Annotated in this window: 19 protein-coding genes; 12 read left to right on the top strand and 7 right to left on the bottom strand. The window is 70.0% G+C overall.

Features of this window, described 5'->3' with window-relative positions:
• Window positions 1-24: 24 nt before the first annotated feature.
• On the bottom strand, window positions 25-642 hold the full coding sequence (locus LZ009_RS02985; RefSeq protein WP_275696385.1) for a ParA family protein: 618 nt from the start codon (window positions 640-642) through the stop codon (window positions 25-27).
• A gap of 63 nt (window positions 643-705) precedes the next feature.
• Between LZ009_RS02985 and kefF the strand changes: the two genes are divergently transcribed.
• Window positions 706-1,353 (top strand): glutathione-regulated potassium-efflux system oxidoreductase KefF, encoded by a 648-nt coding sequence (kefF, locus tag LZ009_RS02980; RefSeq protein WP_275696384.1) that lies wholly within the window; start codon window positions 706-708, stop codon window positions 1,351-1,353.
• Window position 1,354: 1 nt separating this feature from the next.
• Window positions 1,355-3,205 (top strand): glutathione-regulated potassium-efflux system protein KefC, encoded by a 1,851-nt coding sequence (gene kefC / locus LZ009_RS02975; RefSeq protein ID WP_275696383.1) that lies wholly within the window; start codon window positions 1,355-1,357, stop codon window positions 3,203-3,205.
• A gap of 9 nt (window positions 3,206-3,214) precedes the next feature.
• On the opposite strand, the gene LZ009_RS02970 is transcribed toward kefC, so the two are convergent.
• A complete protein-coding gene (locus LZ009_RS02970; RefSeq protein ID WP_275696382.1) occupies window positions 3,215-3,613 on the bottom strand; it encodes a nuclear transport factor 2 family protein in 399 nt (132 codons plus the stop codon).
• Between the two features lie 11 nt (window positions 3,614-3,624).
• On the opposite strand from LZ009_RS02970, the gene LZ009_RS02965 reads away from it, so the two are divergent.
• Genes LZ009_RS02965 through LZ009_RS02955 form a run of 3 tightly spaced genes read left to right on the top strand, consistent with a single transcriptional unit; the run spans window position 3,625 to window position 5,363 of the window.
• Window positions 3,625-4,464: a molybdate ABC transporter substrate-binding protein gene (locus LZ009_RS02965; protein WP_275696381.1), complete on the top strand. Its 840-nt coding sequence runs from the start codon at window positions 3,625-3,627 to the stop codon at window positions 4,462-4,464.
• Between the two features lie 21 nt (window positions 4,465-4,485).
• Window positions 4,486-4,875, top strand: a complete 390-nt coding sequence (locus LZ009_RS02960) for a YfeK family protein (protein WP_275696380.1) — start codon at window positions 4,486-4,488, stop codon at window positions 4,873-4,875.
• Window positions 4,872-5,363 (top strand): hypothetical protein, encoded by a 492-nt coding sequence (locus LZ009_RS02955; protein WP_275696379.1) that lies wholly within the window; start codon window positions 4,872-4,874, stop codon window positions 5,361-5,363. Before LZ009_RS02960 ends, LZ009_RS02955 begins: the two co-directional genes overlap by 4 nt.
• Here the strand turns inward: LZ009_RS02955 and LZ009_RS02950 are convergent.
• A complete protein-coding gene (locus LZ009_RS02950) occupies window positions 5,357-6,250 on the bottom strand; it encodes a LysR family transcriptional regulator (RefSeq protein ID WP_275696378.1) in 894 nt (297 codons plus the stop codon). The genes LZ009_RS02955 and LZ009_RS02950 overlap by 7 nt on opposite strands.
• 75 nt (window positions 6,251-6,325) lie before the next feature.
• Here LZ009_RS02950 and LZ009_RS02945 point away from each other — a divergent pair, with 75 nt between their 5' ends.
• Both LZ009_RS02945 and LZ009_RS02940 read left to right on the top strand, forming a co-directional pair.
• The gene (locus LZ009_RS02945; protein WP_275696377.1) at window positions 6,326-6,769 is read left to right on the top strand and encodes a VOC family protein; all 444 of its coding nucleotides are present in this window, start codon (window positions 6,326-6,328) and stop codon (window positions 6,767-6,769) included.
• Between the two features lie 18 nt (window positions 6,770-6,787).
• Window positions 6,788-7,375 (top strand): hypothetical protein, encoded by a 588-nt coding sequence (locus LZ009_RS02940; RefSeq protein ID WP_275696376.1) that lies wholly within the window; start codon window positions 6,788-6,790, stop codon window positions 7,373-7,375.
• Window positions 7,376-7,390: 15 nt separating this feature from the next.
• On the opposite strand, the gene LZ009_RS02935 is transcribed toward LZ009_RS02940, so the two are convergent.
• Complete coding sequence (locus LZ009_RS02935) at window positions 7,391-8,155, bottom strand: sulfite exporter TauE/SafE family protein (RefSeq protein WP_275696375.1); 765 nt, start codon at window positions 8,153-8,155, stop codon at window positions 7,391-7,393.
• Between the two features lie 45 nt (window positions 8,156-8,200).
• Between LZ009_RS02935 and LZ009_RS02930 the strand changes: the two genes are divergently transcribed.
• On the top strand, window positions 8,201-8,746 hold the full coding sequence (locus tag LZ009_RS02930; RefSeq protein WP_275696374.1) for a hypothetical protein: 546 nt from the start codon (window positions 8,201-8,203) through the stop codon (window positions 8,744-8,746).
• Entirely contained in the window at window positions 8,743-9,021 is a 279-nt protein-coding gene (locus tag LZ009_RS02925; RefSeq protein ID WP_275696373.1) for a hypothetical protein, read from the top strand. Before LZ009_RS02930 ends, LZ009_RS02925 begins: the two co-directional genes overlap by 4 nt.
• Window positions 9,022-9,027: 6 nt before the next feature.
• Here the strand turns inward: LZ009_RS02925 and LZ009_RS02920 are convergent, their stop codons facing one another.
• From LZ009_RS02920 to LZ009_RS02910, 3 genes are read right to left on the bottom strand one after another with little or no spacing between them, the layout of a single operon-like run.
• Window positions 9,028-9,570: an NADPH-dependent FMN reductase gene (locus LZ009_RS02920; RefSeq protein ID WP_275696372.1), complete on the bottom strand. Its 543-nt coding sequence runs from the start codon at window positions 9,568-9,570 to the stop codon at window positions 9,028-9,030.
• Window positions 9,571-9,598: 28 nt separating this feature from the next.
• On the bottom strand, window positions 9,599-10,564 hold the full coding sequence (locus LZ009_RS02915) for a Bug family tripartite tricarboxylate transporter substrate binding protein (protein WP_275696371.1): 966 nt from the start codon (window positions 10,562-10,564) through the stop codon (window positions 9,599-9,601).
• Between the two features lie 2 nt (window positions 10,565-10,566).
• On the bottom strand, window positions 10,567-11,184 hold the full coding sequence (locus LZ009_RS02910; RefSeq protein ID WP_275696370.1) for a nuclear transport factor 2 family protein: 618 nt from the start codon (window positions 11,182-11,184) through the stop codon (window positions 10,567-10,569).
• 211 nt (window positions 11,185-11,395) lie between these two features.
• Between LZ009_RS02910 and LZ009_RS02905 the strand changes: the two genes are divergently transcribed.
• Genes LZ009_RS02905 through LZ009_RS02895 form a run of 3 tightly spaced genes read left to right on the top strand, consistent with a single transcriptional unit; the run spans window position 11,396 to window position 14,345 of the window.
• Entirely contained in the window at window positions 11,396-12,280 is an 885-nt protein-coding gene (locus LZ009_RS02905; protein ID WP_275696369.1) for an iron-containing redox enzyme family protein, read from the top strand.
• A complete protein-coding gene (locus tag LZ009_RS02900; RefSeq protein ID WP_275696368.1) occupies window positions 12,274-13,242 on the top strand; it encodes a methyltransferase in 969 nt (322 codons plus the stop codon). The genes LZ009_RS02905 and LZ009_RS02900 overlap by 7 nt, the downstream gene beginning before the upstream one ends.
• Window positions 13,239-14,345 (top strand): ATP-grasp domain-containing protein, encoded by a 1,107-nt coding sequence (locus tag LZ009_RS02895; RefSeq protein WP_275696367.1) that lies wholly within the window; start codon window positions 13,239-13,241, stop codon window positions 14,343-14,345. Before LZ009_RS02900 ends, LZ009_RS02895 begins: the two co-directional genes overlap by 4 nt.
• Window positions 14,346-14,349 lie beyond the last annotated feature (4 nt).

Here is a 14,349-nt window from a genome sequence, read left to right as displayed (position 1 = left end):
CGGCCCGCCGCCGGGTGTTGTCCCTCAGGCGTCCAGCCAGCGGCAGATGCCCTGCCACTGCTCCAGGTCGCGCTCGACCTTGCCGGGCGCCACGTCCCACAGCGTGAGCCCGCGGGCGGCGAGGTGCACGTAGTTCTGCGTCGGCCGCAGGTAGCCCAGCACCGGCAGGCCGAGGCCGCCCACGAATTCCTGCAGGTGGTCGGCGGCGATGGTGCGGCTGTCGACCCGCGTGCCCACGATCCCCACCTGCAACTTGCTCGCCTTGCCGTGCTGCGCTAGTTCGTCCAGGAAGACGCGGGTGGCATAGATGTCGAAGATGCTGGGCGACAGCGGCACCACCACCTTGTCGGCGATCTTCAGCGTTTCCTTGAAGAGCTTGCCGTGCAGGCCTGCGGCGGTATCCAGCACGACGTGGGTCACGCCCTTGGGCGGCCGGGCGATCTCGTCCTTGTCGACTTCCCAGCTGGCGATGGGCCGGGCCTCGGGCGGGCGCAGGTGCAGCCACAGGCGGGAAGACTGCTGCCGGTCCGCGTCACCCAGCATCACGGGGTGGCCGCGGCTGGCGAAATAGCCTGCGATGTTGGTGGCGACTGTCGACTTCCCGACTCCGCCCTTGGGGTTGGCTACGACGACGACCGGCATGCACGGACCTCCTCGAGTTCAAGAGGCCCCACAGCAGGAGCCGCATGCGCTATGTTACCGGGCATGGATGAGTTCGCAACCGGGCGGCCCGCCGAGGGCATCTACGTACTGGCGGCACACCCGAACTGGCGCGAGTCACGGGTGAACCGCAAGCTGTTCGAACGCGCGCGCGGCGTGCCCGGGGTGACGGTGCAGGACCTCTTCGGCCGCTATCCGGATTACGACATCGACGTCCCCGCCGAACAGGCGCGGGCCAAGGCGGCCGACCTGATCGTGCTGCTGCACCCGGTGCAGTGGTACTCGATGCCGGCGCTGATGAAGCTGTGGCTCGACGAAGTGCTGGCCTATGGCTGGGCCTACGGGCCGGGCGGCACCGCGTTGCAGGGCAAGGACCTGTGGCTGGTCGCCAGCACCGGCGGGCCCGAGGAGTCGTACCACCCGCAGGGCTACAACCGCTATTTCTTCGACGCCTTCCTGCCGCCCTACGAGCAGACGGCGGCCCTGTGCGGCATGCGCTTCCTGCCGCCGCTGGTGCTGCACGGCGCCCACCGGGTGAATCGCGACGCGGTGGAGGCCCACGTGCAGGTCTTCACCGAACGCCTTGCGAGCTACCCCAACTGGCCCGAGATGGACGACTTGCCGGCCTGCCCCGCCTGTGACGTGCCTACGACCGACCGCCCCGCGGCCGAGCCGCAGGAAGAGGCGGCCTGAGATGGAACACGCGCCGGCCTGGCTGACCAACAGCCTGATCTACCTGGGGGCGGCGGTCATCGCCGTGCCCTTGTCCAAGGCCATCGGCCTGGGCTCCATCCTCGGCTACCTGGCCGCGGGCATCGTGATCGGGCCCTGGGGCTTCGGCTTCGTGACCAACGTCGAAGACATCCTGCACTTCGCCGAGTTCGGCGTGGTGCTGATGCTGTTCCTGATCGGCATGGAGCTGGAGCCGCGCCGCCTGTGGAGCCTGCGCCGGCCGATCTTCGGCTGGGGCAGTGCCCAGGTGCTGGGCTGCGCGGCGCTGCTGTTCGCCGCAGGCGTGCTGGCGGGCGCGCCCTGGCGCACGGCGCTGGTGGCCGCCCTGGGCCTCGCGCTGTCGTCCACCGCCATCGCCCTGCAAGTGATGGGCGAGCGCAACCTCCTGCCCACCAGCAGCGGCCAGGCCGGCTTCTCGATCCTGCTGTTCCAGGACGTGGCCGCCATTCCCATCCTCGCCTTGCTGCCGCTGCTCGGCACGGTCGACGCCGGCACGGCCGACCCACTGTGGCTGCGGGCCGGCAAGTCCATCGGCGTGATCGTGCTGATCATCCTGGGCGGGCGCCTGCTGCTGCGGCCGGTGCTGCGCACCATCGCCAAGAGCCGCACGCCCGAGATCTTCACGGCCGGCGCCCTGCTGCTGGTGGTGGCGATCGCGGCGCTGATGCAGCTGGTGGGCATGTCGATGGCGCTCGGCGCCTTCCTTGCCGGCGTGCTGCTGGCGGAGAGCGAATACAAGCGCGAGCTGGAAACCGACATCGAGCCGTTCAAGGGCCTGCTGCTGGGCCTGTTCTTCATGGCGGTCGGCATGAGCATCGACTTCGCCGTGCTGCTGCGCTCGCCGCTCACCATGGCCTTCATCGTGATCGTGCTGCTCGCGCTGAAAGGCGTGGTGATCTGGTGGATCGCGAAGACCATGGACGTCCCGCTGATGGAGCGTCCGGTGTTCACCGTGCTGCTCGCGCAGGGCGGCGAATTCGCCTTCGTCGTGTTCCAGGCGGCGGCGGGCGCGCAGGTCTTCACCGCGGAAATGGCGTCGCTGCTGGTCGGGTCGGTGGCCGTCTCGATGATGGTCAGCCCGGTGCTGCTGGTGGCGGTCGACCGCGTGCTGCTGCCGCGGCTGGCGGGCCATGCGCGCGCCAGCCTGCCCGAGCTCAGCGAATTGCAGAGCGCGCCGGTCATCATCGCGGGCTTCGGCCGCTACGGCCAGATCGTGGGCCGCCTGCTGAACGCGCAGGGCTTCAAGGCCACGGTGCTCGATCACGACGCCGACATGGTGGAGGCCGCGCGCAACTTCGGCTACCAGGTCCACTACGGCGACGCCACGCGGCTGGACCTGCTGCGCACCGCCGGCGCCGAGAAGGCGAAGGTGCTCGTCGTCGCGGTGGACGACAAGGAGCAGTCGCTGCGCATCGTCGACCTCGCGCGCGAGCACTTCCCGCATCTCGAGCTGGTGGCCCGCGCACGCGACGTCACGCACTGGAACGAGCTGCGTGCCCGCGAGGTGACGCGGGTGGAACGCGAGCTGTTCGAGTCCAGCCTGCGCAGCGGCCGCACGGTGCTGGAGCTGCTGGGCCTGCAGCCGCATGAAGCACGCCGCCAGGCGATGCGCTTCCGCCGCCACAACCTCGCCCTGTTCGAGAAGATGTACCCGCACTTCCGCGACCGCGCCAAGCTGATCGCGGTGGTCAAGGAAGGCCGGCAGCAGCTGGAAGAACAGATGGCGCGCGAGCGGGCCGAAAACGCCGAGCGGATGCTGGAGGCCGCAGACCGCCGCCCCGGCTGGGACGCCGAGGAGCGCGAGCGCACCTGAGGCGCCGCCTCAGTGCGGCGCGGGCTGGTCGGCCGGCGTCTCCGTGTGCATCACGCACTTCCAGGCGCCGTCGACCTGCACCCAGGTGGAGGAGTAGTTCTTCTCCTCCATCTTGCCGCCCTTCTGGCCGCGCGGGGCCATGGCCTGCCTGGCGTGGTAGGTGACGACGGCCGTGGTGTCGTTGGGGCACAGGACTTCGACGTCGCTCAGCTCGTAGGAAGTCAGCACCATGCTGCCCTGCTCCGCCATCTTGCGGTAGCCGGCGTGGTCGAACTTCATGGCGCCGTGGGAGCTGACCATGACGGCGGGCTCGGCCAGCAGGTCGAGCGCGGTGGCCGTGTCCTGGTCCACCAGGGATTGCCAGAACTTGCGCTCGAGGTTGGTAACGGTCTCTGCAACTGGAGGCATGGGGAGGTCCTATGATCGCGATGCTCCCCATCGTCCACGCTCCCGCGCGGGGCTCCAAGCAGAAGGCACTCGGCATGTTCGCAGGAATGGTCCTACGTCGGCGTTCGCTCGCCCTCCTCGTCATTGCGGCCGGGCTGGCCGGCGCGGCGCAGGCCCAGCCTGAGGGCTTGAAGGTCCTGTCCGCCGGCGCCTTCAAGCAGGTGGCGCTGGCGTTCGTGCCAGGGTTCGAAGCCGCGAGCGGCGCCAAGGTCGGCATCGACAACGACACGGCCGGTGCACTGGTCCGCCGCATCCAGGGTGGCGAAGCCTTCGACCTGGTGATCCTGCCGCCGGCTTCCCTGGACACGCTGGCGAAGGCCGGCAAGATCGACGCCGCAAGCGTGCGGCCCGTGGCCCGGGTCGCGATCGGCGTCGCGGTGAAGGCCGGCAGCGCGCGGCCGCCGCTCGAGAACGTCGACCAGTTCAAGGAGGCCGTGCTGCGCGCGCGCAAGGTCGCCTACATCGACCCCGCCTCGGGCGGCTCCAGCGGCATCTACCTGGACGGCCTGTTCCAACGCCTGGGCATCGCGGATGCGATGCGCGCGAAGGCGGTGCTGGTGCCCGGCGGCCTGGTCGCCGAACGCGTCGCGAACGGCGAAGCGGACCTGGCCATCCACCAGGTCAGCGAGATCCTCCCGGTGGCGGGCGTGGAACTGGTCGGGCTGCTACCGGAAAGCGTGCAGAACTACACCACGTATGCCGTCGGTTTGCCGGCGGCGGCGACGCCGGCCGCAAAACGATTCGCGGATGTGCTGGCCGGACCCGCGGCGGCTGCAACCCTGCGTGCCAAGGGCATGATGCCGGCGCATTGAGGCCGCCAAGGAGCCAGCAGAATGACCAACCTCGCACGTCGTTTCATTTCCGCCCTGGCGCTCGCGCTCGCCAGCTGCGCCGCCCTCGCCGGCCCCACGCCCGCGCCGGTCCGAGCCGAAATCGATGTCCTGCTGGCGCGCCTGCAAGCCTCGGGTTGCCAGTTCAACCGCAATGGTTCCTGGTACGACGGGGCCGAGGCGCGATCGCACCTGCTGCGCAAGCTCGATGCGCTAGAAGGGCGCGGCACCGTGCAGAACACCGAGCAGTTCATCCAGCTGGCGGCCTCGGGCAGCAGCATGTCGGGCAAGCCCTACCTGGTGCGCTGCACCGGCGCAGCGGCGGTGGAGAGCCGGCAGTGGCTGACCGAGCAGCTGGCGCAAGTGAGGAGTGCCCCGGCCCGCCGGCCATGATCCGCCTCCTGCTGCGGATCGCCTTCCGGTTCGCGCTGTGCTGCGCGGCCACTTACTTGCTCTGGCTGCGCCTGGGCACCATAGCCTTTGCGGTCGCCGCGCCCATCTTCGGCGCGGCGCTCGCGCGGCCCCTCATCGACCTGGTGGGGGAACTCGCGGGAGAGGTCAAGCGTGCCGCGCTGGCCGACCTGGAAGGCCGCAACTACGAATTTCGCGGCATGCGGTTCGACATCGCCGACCACGTCGACGGCTACCGCTGGATCAGCGTGCGCGACGTGCGCAAGGTGCTGCGCGCCATGCCGCGCGATGCGGTGCTGCGCGCGCAGTTCCCGGCCGACCTGCTGCACGACGAAGGCCTGAAGGGCGACCGCATCCGCGCCGAGGCGCTCCTCGCCTACCTGCGCAAGGCCACCGAGACCGATTCGATCAAGTTCCGCAACTGGCTGGAGAAGGACGTGGTGTCTCCGGCGGCGAAGGCCCGTCAGTGACGGGCGCGGCGGGAGGTCGCCGCGCCGTAAGCCGCGGCGATCGCCGCGGCCAGCTCGCGCGCCGGCTTGCCCAGAGCGCGCTGCGGCCCGTGCACCAAGCCGATTTCGCGGTGGAAGGTGCAGTCTCCCAGGTCGATCGCCCGCACACCCGCCGGCCAGTGCGGTGAGCCGAGCATCTGGGGCACGAGTGCTACGCCGACGCCCTGCGCCACGAGCGCGACCAGCGCATCCAGTTCATCGATCTCGCAGGCATCGCGCACATCCAGGCGCTGCGCGCGCAGGAAGCGGTCCACCTGGCGGCCGCCGTAAGACGAGCGGTCGTAGCGCAGGAAGGGATGCAGGACCAGCAGCGCGCGCCAGTCCGCGCCGCGCACCGCGCGCGGCACGAGCAGCCGAAACGGTTCCGCCGCCAGCGTGGTCCATTGCAGTTCGCGCTGCAGGGCGAAGGGCGGACGGATGATGACGGCCATCTCGAGCTCGCGCGCGTCGACCTGGTCGATCAGCGCCGACGACACGCCGGGAACGATGCGGGTGCGGGCATCCGGATGCGCGCCGTGAAAGCGCGCCAGCGCCGCCGGGAGCACGGAACGCTGCACCGAAGCGATGGCCCCCAGGCTCAAGGCAGGCCCCGGCAATGCGGCGCCTGCGGTGGTGCCGATGGCACCGGCCAGGCGCACCAGCTCCTCGGCTTGTTCCAGCACTTCGGCGCCGCGGGCATTGAGGCGGGCCGAGCGGCCGGTGCGGTCGAACAGGGGAAAGCCCAGCTCCGCCTCCAGCCGCTGCATCTGCGCGCTGACGGCCGCTTGCGTGAGGCCGACGCGCTCCCCCGCCGCGGCAAAGGTGCCTTCGCGGGCGACGGCGAGGAGGGTCTTCAGTTCGCGGATCATGGCTCAAGGAAAATCGATGCTCGGACCAAAAAAAGATTGATTTTCATTTTGCACGAGCGCCCCTAGCATTGGCGCATGCAAGCCCCCCAGACCAACCCCGCCCCGCTCTCCCCTTTCCACCTCGCCTTCCCCGTGCACGACCTGGCGCAGGCCCGCGAGTTCTACGGCAACGTGATGGGCTGCCCCGAGGGGCGCAGCTCGGACGAGTGGATCGACTTCAACTTCTACGGCCACCAGATCGTCGCGCACCTCGCGCCGCAAGAGATCCGCCCCGCGGCGCAGAACGCCGTTGACGGCCACGGCGTGCCGGTGCGGCACTTCGGCATCGTGCTGCCCCTGGCCGACTGGGAAGCACTGGCCGAGCGGCTGCGCGCGCGCGGCACGCAGTTCGTCATCGAGCCCTACATCCGTTTCAAGGGCGAGCCGGGCGAGCAGGCCACGATGTTCTTCCTCGACCCGTCCGGCAACGCGATCGAGGTCAAGGCGTTCAGCGACATCAAGCGGCTGTTCGCGAAATAGCATCGTCGGGCGGCGCGCGTGTTCCTCCCTTCCCAGGCCCAGCGCCCCGCACGCCGGCCCGCCAGCATGGGCGGCGTTCTCGTGCTCTTCGGCGCGCTGTTCGCCTTTGCCGGCCTCTACGCCTTGCTGTGCCTGGGCCTCGGCGAGCGGATGCTGGTGGTGACGCTGGTCATCGGCTTCGGATTGCCGGTCTTCCTTTGGTTGGCGATGGAGTGGGTGGCGCCTCCGCTGGTCGCCGCCCTGGCCGGGTCGTCGGCGCGCTACTTTCCGCTGTGCTCGCTGCTCCTCGGCATTCCCCTGGTGCTCGTGTACACGTTCGTGTCGCCCGTGGCGATGGGTGGATCGAGCGACTTCTCCGTCCCGCTGCCGTGGCTTTCGGTCCCCAAGGTTCGCGCGAAGGGCCTGCAAGACCTGCTGCTGTGGCGCGCGCAGATGTGGCTCGCCGTCTACGCAGCCGTCTTCCTGCTGGCGTACGTGAGTCGGTTCGTGCGCCCGCCGCTGCGGCCCGGACCTGGCGACGACGCGGCGCAAGGCAGCGCGTTGCAGGAATCGCTGCGCAGGCAGGCCGAGAACAAGCGGATCCTTCGCGGCGCCAAACCCCGCTGAGCCTTCCGCCGCCGGTCAGCCCGCGAAGAATCCGTCCCACGCCAGCTTGCAGCCGGTGAGGAACATCCCGAGGTAGATCAGCCGGTAGAACAGCTTCGGGTCGATCCGCCGCGCCATCTTCACGCCGATCACCACGCCGATCGGCGCGAAGGGCAGCAGCGCCAGCGAGGTCGCCATGTTGCGCAGGTCCAGCAGGCCGAGCCAGGCGTACGGGATCCACTTGCTCAGGTTGATGACGAAGAAGAACACCGACATGGTGGCCGCGAAGGTCACCGGTGCCAGCCGCAGCGGGATCACGTAGGCGTTGATCGGCGGGCCGCCGGCGTGGGCGACGAAGCTGGTGAAGCCGGAGATCGCGGTGAGAATCGCGCCCAGCCAGCGCGGCGGCGGCGGGCTGTCCGGCTTGGGCGGGAACAGCAGGCGCTGCGCGAGGAACAGCAGCGTGAAGATGCCGACGATGCCGGCCACCAGGTGCGAATCGAGGAGCCGGAAGGACAGCGTGCCGATGACGGTGCCGACCAGGCCCATGGGCACCAGGAACTTCAGCAGCGGCCAGTCGAAGTTGCGGCGAAAAGCCGCCAGGCCCATGACATCCATCACGAACAGGATCGGCATGAGGATGGCGGCCGCATCCGGCACGGTGACCGCCAGGGCCATCAAGGGAACCGCGAGCGAGCCGAAGCCCGCGCCGAAGCCGCTCTTGCTGACCCCGAGCAGGATGACCGCGGGAATGGAGACGGCATAGAAATGCCAGTCGGTGATGAAGGGAAGCGAGCTCAAGGCAGCGATTGTGCCTTCGCGCGTGCACGTGATAATCGACGGTCCATGGTTCGCCGCCTCCTCGTCCTGCCCTTGCTGTTGCTCGCTGTCGTGGCGCGTGCTGACGACTTCGTGGAATCGAGCACGCGCGGCATGCCGGGTTCGAAAGGCATGGAGCTGCGCCTGCAGCATCCGGCCGACTGGAAGCGCATCGAGAGCGAGGACCCGGCGGCGCTGATCGAATTGCGCGGGCCGGAGGGCGACGTGAGCGGCATCCTGCAAGTTGCACGCGGACGGCGCCGGCTCGGCGCCGACGCGCAGTGCGAGCCCGATCGCGCGCGCAGCATGCTGCAGCACATGGCGTCCGACGAAGCCGACGCGCGCGTCACCGACCTCTTTGCGCGCAGCGTCGACGGCCGGCCCGGCTACGCGCTGCGCTACGAACGCGCCAATGCGCCCGGCTACCTGCGGGTGCGCAGCGTGATCGTCTGCCTGAAGGACACGCGGGTGCTGGTCAGCTGCGGCGCCAGCAGCCCGAAGAAGGCGGCGCTGCGCGAGATCGAGCCGGTGTGCGAACGCGTGCTCGAGAGCGTGCGGATTTCCGAAGAGTGAGCAAGCAGACCGAGCACCGCTTCCGGGCGGCGGCCAGCGTCGCGCTCGGGCCGGGCCCCTTCGCCGCGGCCCTGCTGATGAACGCGCCGGCGCTGGGAGTCGTCGCGGTGATCGGCTGGGTGGCCATGAACGCCGACGACCCCGCCGCGGCCGCGATCGCGTGGATGTTCTTCGCGATGGCGGCCGGGTGGGCCGGGCTGGTCACCTCGGAGTCGTGGCGCGTGCTGCGGCGCTTCGCGCGCCGCGGCAGGAAATCGGGTTCTGACCCCGATTAACGTTAATTAGCGGAGGCGCGACTTCAGGGCCTGCAGCGAGACCAGCAGGTCCTTCACGAACTTCGCGCTGGCTTCGTCGGTGAGTTCGCCTTCGGCGTTGAACTTGGCCGCGCAGTTGGAGATGAACACCTCCGGCTTGTTCACGGTGAAGGTGTTCATGAACACCAGCACCTTGCGCAGGTCGTACTGCACGCGGGCGGTGCCGACCGGGCCCGGGCTGGCGCCCATGATGGCGACGGGCTTGCCGTCGAAGGGCGGCTCGGGCGGGCGCGACATCCAGTCCAGCGTGTTCTTCAGCACGCCGGGGATGGAGAAGTTGTATTCGGGCGTGACCAGCAGCACGGCGTCGGCCGCGCGGATCTGCGCCTTCAGCGCGGCGACTTCGGCGGGCTCGCCGGCCGCGCGCACGTCGTCGTTGTACATCGGGATGCGGCTGATGTCCGCGATCTCCACCGTCACGCCTTCGGGGGCCAGCTTCTGCGCCGCGCGCAGCGCCATGGAGTTGTAGGAGCCCTTGCGCAGGCTGCCGGAAATGCCGAGAACTTTCATCAGGTCGTTATCGTGAGTTGGGGGATTCTTATTCGGGCCGGATGTTGAGCGACTTCACGAGCTGCGTCCAATGCTCGACGTCGCGCCGCACCACGGCACGCGCATCATCGCCCACCAGCGCCATCGGCTTGCCGCCGCCCTTGACGAGCGCTTCCTGCACGTCGGTCAGGGCCGCGACCCTGGCGAAGTCGGCACGCAGCTTCTGCAGCACATCGGGCGGCGTCTTCGCGGGCACGAACAGGCCGAACCAGGACTCGAGCTCCAGCGCGGCGACGCCGCTTTCCAGCACCGTCGGCACTTGCGGATGCATGCTGTTGCGCGCGGCGCCGGACACCGCCAGCGCCCGCGCGTTGCCGGCATCGACCTGCACGCGCGCGGTGGGCGACAGGTCGAAGAAGAGGTCGACGCGGCCGCCCAGCAGGTCCTGGTAGGCCGGCTGCGCCCCTCGGTACGGCACGTGGGCCACGTCCACCTTCGCCAGGTGCCACAGCGCCGCCGCCAGCACGTGCTGGCCGGAGCCGTTGCCGGCCGAGGCGTAATTCAGCTTGCCGGGATTGGCCTTCGCGTAGGCGATGACGTCGGGCAGCGACTGGAACGGCAGGTCCTTGCGCGCCATCAGCGTGTAGCTGTAGCTCACCAGCAGGCCGACGGGTTCGAAGTCGCGCAGGCTGTCGTAAGGCAGGTTCGCGTAGAGACCGGGATTCAGGGCGAGGTTGCTGATCGAGCCCACCAGCAGCGTGTAGCCGTCCGCCGGCGCCTTGGCCGCGAGGTCGGTCCCCACCAGGGTGCCGGAGCCGGGGCGGTTTTCCACCACGAAAGCCTGGCCCGCCTGCTTGCCCATGCGGTCGGCCAGCAGGCGGCCCACGTTGTCGAAGCCGCCGCCGGGCGGCTGCGGGACGATGATGCGCACGGCCTTGTTCGGATAGGGCTGCGCCTGCGCCAGCGATGCAAGCGCGGACAGTGCGGCGGCGAAAGCGAGCTCGCGGCGACGCACGTTCAGCGCTCCAGCTCGCCGCCGGCCAGCCAGCGCGCGCCGCGGCGGTACAGCTGCTGCACCTGCGCGCCCTTGAGCATCGGCATGTCCATCTTCACCTGGTAGCCGATGCGAGTCTGGATGTACGCGAGGTGGCGATAGCCCTCGGGCATGGAAGCCAGCAGCTTGGCGTCGAGCCGCAGCTGCGCGCCGGGGTCGACCGGGTCGATGCGGTCCTTCTCGTAGATCGGCTGGCGGTGCAGCAGCTTCCAGCGCGCTTCGTGCTTGGCGATGAAGTCGTAGAAGCGGCCGGTGCAGACGACGTCGCACAGCACCGGGCCGTCCACGCCTTCGACCATGCCGCGCTGGGAGATCGTCATCTTGGTCTGCGCGATGGCGCGGTCGCCCGTCACCTCGATGGCCGAGCCGCCCAGGAAGTGCAGGATGCTCACGCCCTTCTCCCAGCCTTCCTGCGTGACGCGGATGAATTCGGCAAAGGGGCCCTGGAACCAGGTGGCCATCATCACGCCGTCGGGATGCCAGCAGGTGGCGAAGCGCTCCCAGTCGCCGGCGTCGCGCCAGACGGCCCAGCGCTCCACCAGTTCGCGGATCAGTTGCTTGTCGACGAGGGTATGGGGCATGGCGCGGACTCTAAGGCGCGCGCCGCGGCGGGGAAAGGCCGCGCCCGCAAATGACTTTTCCGCCGGGCGGAACAACCCGTCCAGGCGGCGACTTGCGCTTTCGTCCTACAGTGGCGGGCCGCCGCGCCGGCGCTCGGGCGCGGGCGGAACTGGCATCCTGTGGGCATCCCGCCCGGGCGCATCCGCGTCCCCCGCCCCGCACCCCGCCCGCATGATCTCCCAGCCCACCACCCACTCCCCCCTCGCCTTCCAGCGCGCCCTCTCGCATTTCAACGCCCGGCGCCTGCGCCCCGGCAAGCCCTCGCCTGCATGGCGGCAGGACCTCGTCGAGGAAACCGCCATGCGGCAGGCCGAAGGTGAATTCATCGAAAGCCTGCGCCATGCCGTGCGCGGGCTCCTCCCTGCTGCCGGCAGCAGCGCCGATGCCTTCATGGACTGGTTCGCGTCCCTGCTGGACGATGGACCCGGCCAGGGCCACCCGTACTTCGACTGGCTGGCGGAAGAAGCGGCGCCGGAACACGTCCTCTGGTTCCTGCGGCAGGAGGCCGCGGGCGAGGCGGGCTTCGAGGACCTGGTCGCCTACACGCAGGTGCGCCTGCCCGAGCAGCCCAAGCTGGAATGCGCGCGCAACTACTGGGACGAGATGGGCCACGGCAAGGCCGGCGCCACGCATGCCCGCCTGCTCGGCCGCATGGTGGAAGAGTTGGCGCTGCACCCCGCGATCGACGAGACCGTGGCGGAGTCGCTTGCCCTGGGCAACGCGATGGTGGCGATGGCGACCAACCGGCGCTACGCCTTCCACTCGGTGGGCGCGCTGGGCGCCATCGAGCTGACCGCGCCCACCCGCGTCGGCAAGGTGTCGGCCGCCATGCGGCGCATCGGGCTGGCGCCGCGCACGCGCGCCTACTTCGACCTGCATGCGGTGCTGGACGTGTCGCATGCGCACGCCTGGCTGGGCGAGGTGATCCGCCCGCTGGTCGAGGACGATCCCGCCTGCGCACCCTTCATTGCCGAAGGCGCGCTGATCCGCCTGCTGTGCGGCCAGCGCTGCTTCGACCGCTACGCCGCCGAAATGCCCGCGGAGCAGGCGTGCTGAGCGCGGAGGCCGCGCTGCAGGCGCTGCCGCGTGAACTGCTTGCGCGCGGCTACCGCTTCATCACCACGACGCCGCTGTCGCACCAGCGCGTGCTGGCACGGCGCCACGGCGAGCGCGCCGGCAACCTGCGCGACGTCTTCGGCTGGAGCCTGCCTTTCGACCAGGGCCTGCTCGACCCGGACTTGTTCGATGCGATGACGCGCGCCGGCGTCGTCCGCGACAGCGGCGGCGCGCTCCGCAGCACCGTGCGCGTGTCCACCCTCGCCGACGATGCCTTCCTGCATTCGGCCTATCCCACGCTCGAAGACGACGCGGTGTTCTTCGGCCCGGACACCTATCGCTTCGCCCGCTTCATCGCGCAGGAGCTTGCCCTGCGCGGCGGCGAGCGCAGCGCGGATGCGCCGCCGCTGCGGCTGCTGGACGTGGGTTGCGGCTCGGGCGCGGGCGCGCTTGCCGCGCTGCGCTGCCTGGCTGCGCGCGGCCTGCGCGCCGAGGCAACGCTCAACGACATCAACCCGCGCGCGCTGCAACTGGCCGCCGCCAACTTCGCGGCCGCGGGCCTGGGCGCACAGCTTGCACGCGGCGACGCGCTGGAGGCCGTAGATGGGACGTTCGACCTCGTCATCTCGAATCCGCCTTACATGGCCGATCCGCGCCATCGGGCCTACCGGGACGGTGGTGCGGGGCTCGGTCGTGCGCTTAGCGTGCGCATCGCGGCGCAGGCCTTGTCGCGGCTGGCGCCCGGCGGCCAGCTGCTGCTCTACACGGGCGTTGCGATGATCGACGGCGCCGACCCTTTCCTGGCGGAGATGAAACCGCTGCTGCGCGACGCTCGCGTCGAATGGTCGTACTCCGAGATCGACCCCGACGTGTTCGGGGAAGAACTGGAAGCCGCGCCCTACGACGCCGCCGAGCGCATCGCGGCGGTGGGCCTGGTCGCCACCCGGAGGCTGGCCTCGTGACGTCGGCAGCGAACGGAGCGGCGCCGGATGCGCGCGAAGCGGCGGACGGCGACTTCGCAAGAAGGCTCAGCACGCTGGAGCGCATGCCCAAGTGGCTGATCTGCGTGCCGTTGACGCTGCAGTGGCTCTGGCTGGGCCTGCGCCATCGCAGCATGACGCTGCCTTCGGCCGCCAATCCGGCGATCACTTCGGGCGGACTCGTCGGCGAAGGCAAGCTGGAATACTTCCGCGGCATGGGGCCGCTCGCACGCGCGGCCACGGCCAGGCACTGCGGCGTGGTCAACGAACCCGCCGTGGATGCCAGCACATTGCAGGGATTGCTTCGCGCCGCAAACCTCGCCTTCCCGCTCGTTGCCAAGCCCGACCTCGGCCTGTGCGGCCATGGCGTGCGCCGCATCGAGGGCATGCCGCAGCTGCTGGACTACCTGGCGCGTTTCCCGCGCGGGGAAACAGTGGTGCTGCAGGAATACCTGGCGCAGGCGGGCGAGGCCGGCATCTTCTATGCGCGCGACCCGGCCAGCGGCGAAGGCAAGATCATCGGCCTGGCCTTGCGCGACTTCCCGCAGGTCACCGGCGACGGCGTGCGCACGGTGGCCGAACTGGTTGCCGCCGACCCTCGGGCGCGCCGCATCGCAGGGTCGGCGCGGCACGATTGCGTTTTCGATGGGCGCGCCGTGCCCGCCGTAGGCGAAACCGTTCGGCTCGCGACCATCGGTTCGACCCGCGTGGGCGGCCTCTACCGCGACGGCGCCGCCTGCATCACGCCGCAGCTGGTGGCGGCCGTCGACGCCATCGCGCGCGACATGCCGCAGTTCCACTTCGGCCGCTTCGACGTGCGCTACGACAGCCTGGCCGGCCTGCGCGCCGGCACGGGCCTGCGCATCATGGAGGTCAACGGAGCAGGCTCGGAAGCCATCGAGGCCTGGGACCCATCCACCGGCCTCGTCGCCGGCCTGCGCACGATCTTCCGCAAGCAGGCGCTGCTGTTCGCCATCGGCGCCGCACGCCGGCGCGAAGGCGTGCGGCCGATCGGGCTGCTGGAATTGGCGCGCCTCAACCGCCGGCAGTACCGGCTGATCGCCCTGTACCCGCCGTCCAATTGAGGGA

The organism is Ramlibacter paludis (assembly GCF_022012305.1).
In the GTDB taxonomy this organism is placed as follows: domain Bacteria; phylum Pseudomonadota; class Gammaproteobacteria; order Burkholderiales; family Burkholderiaceae_C; genus Ramlibacter; species Ramlibacter paludis.
Note: the sequence above shows the minus strand (reverse complement) of the source record. Positions and strands in the feature narration are given on the sequence as shown.

Bases quoted from the DNA above. Each gene is read 5' to 3' on its own strand.
- LZ009_RS02930 (WP_275696374.1), top strand. From the start codon at position 8,201: ATGGTTCGCCGCCTCCTCGTCCTGCCCTTGCTGTTGCTCGCTGTCGTG.
- LZ009_RS02950 (WP_275696378.1), bottom strand. From the start codon at position 6,250: ATGATCCGCGAACTGAAGACCCTCCTCGCCGTCGCCCGCGAAGGCACC.
- LZ009_RS02970 (WP_275696382.1), bottom strand. From the start codon at position 3,613: ATGCCTCCAGTTGCAGAGACCGTTACCAACCTCGAGCGCAAGTTCTGG.
- LZ009_RS02910 (WP_275696370.1), bottom strand. From the start codon at position 11,184: ATGCCCCATACCCTCGTCGACAAGCAACTGATCCGCGAACTGGTGGAG.
- LZ009_RS02920 (WP_275696372.1), bottom strand. From the start codon at position 9,570: ATGAAAGTTCTCGGCATTTCCGGCAGCCTGCGCAAGGGCTCCTACAAC.
- LZ009_RS02945 (WP_275696377.1), top strand. From the start codon at position 6,326: ATGCAAGCCCCCCAGACCAACCCCGCCCCGCTCTCCCCTTTCCACCTC.
- LZ009_RS02960 (WP_275696380.1), top strand. From the start codon at position 4,486: ATGACCAACCTCGCACGTCGTTTCATTTCCGCCCTGGCGCTCGCGCTC.
- LZ009_RS02955 (WP_275696379.1), top strand. From the start codon at position 4,872: ATGATCCGCCTCCTGCTGCGGATCGCCTTCCGGTTCGCGCTGTGCTGC.
- kefC (WP_275696383.1), top strand. From the start codon at position 1,355: ATGGAACACGCGCCGGCCTGGCTGACCAACAGCCTGATCTACCTGGGG.
- kefF (WP_275696384.1), top strand. From the start codon at position 706: ATGGATGAGTTCGCAACCGGGCGGCCCGCCGAGGGCATCTACGTACTG.
- LZ009_RS02905 (WP_275696369.1), top strand. From the start codon at position 11,396: ATGATCTCCCAGCCCACCACCCACTCCCCCCTCGCCTTCCAGCGCGCC.
- LZ009_RS02985 (WP_275696385.1), bottom strand. From the start codon at position 642: ATGCCGGTCGTCGTCGTAGCCAACCCCAAGGGCGGAGTCGGGAAGTCG.
- LZ009_RS02965 (WP_275696381.1), top strand. From the start codon at position 3,625: ATGATCGCGATGCTCCCCATCGTCCACGCTCCCGCGCGGGGCTCCAAG.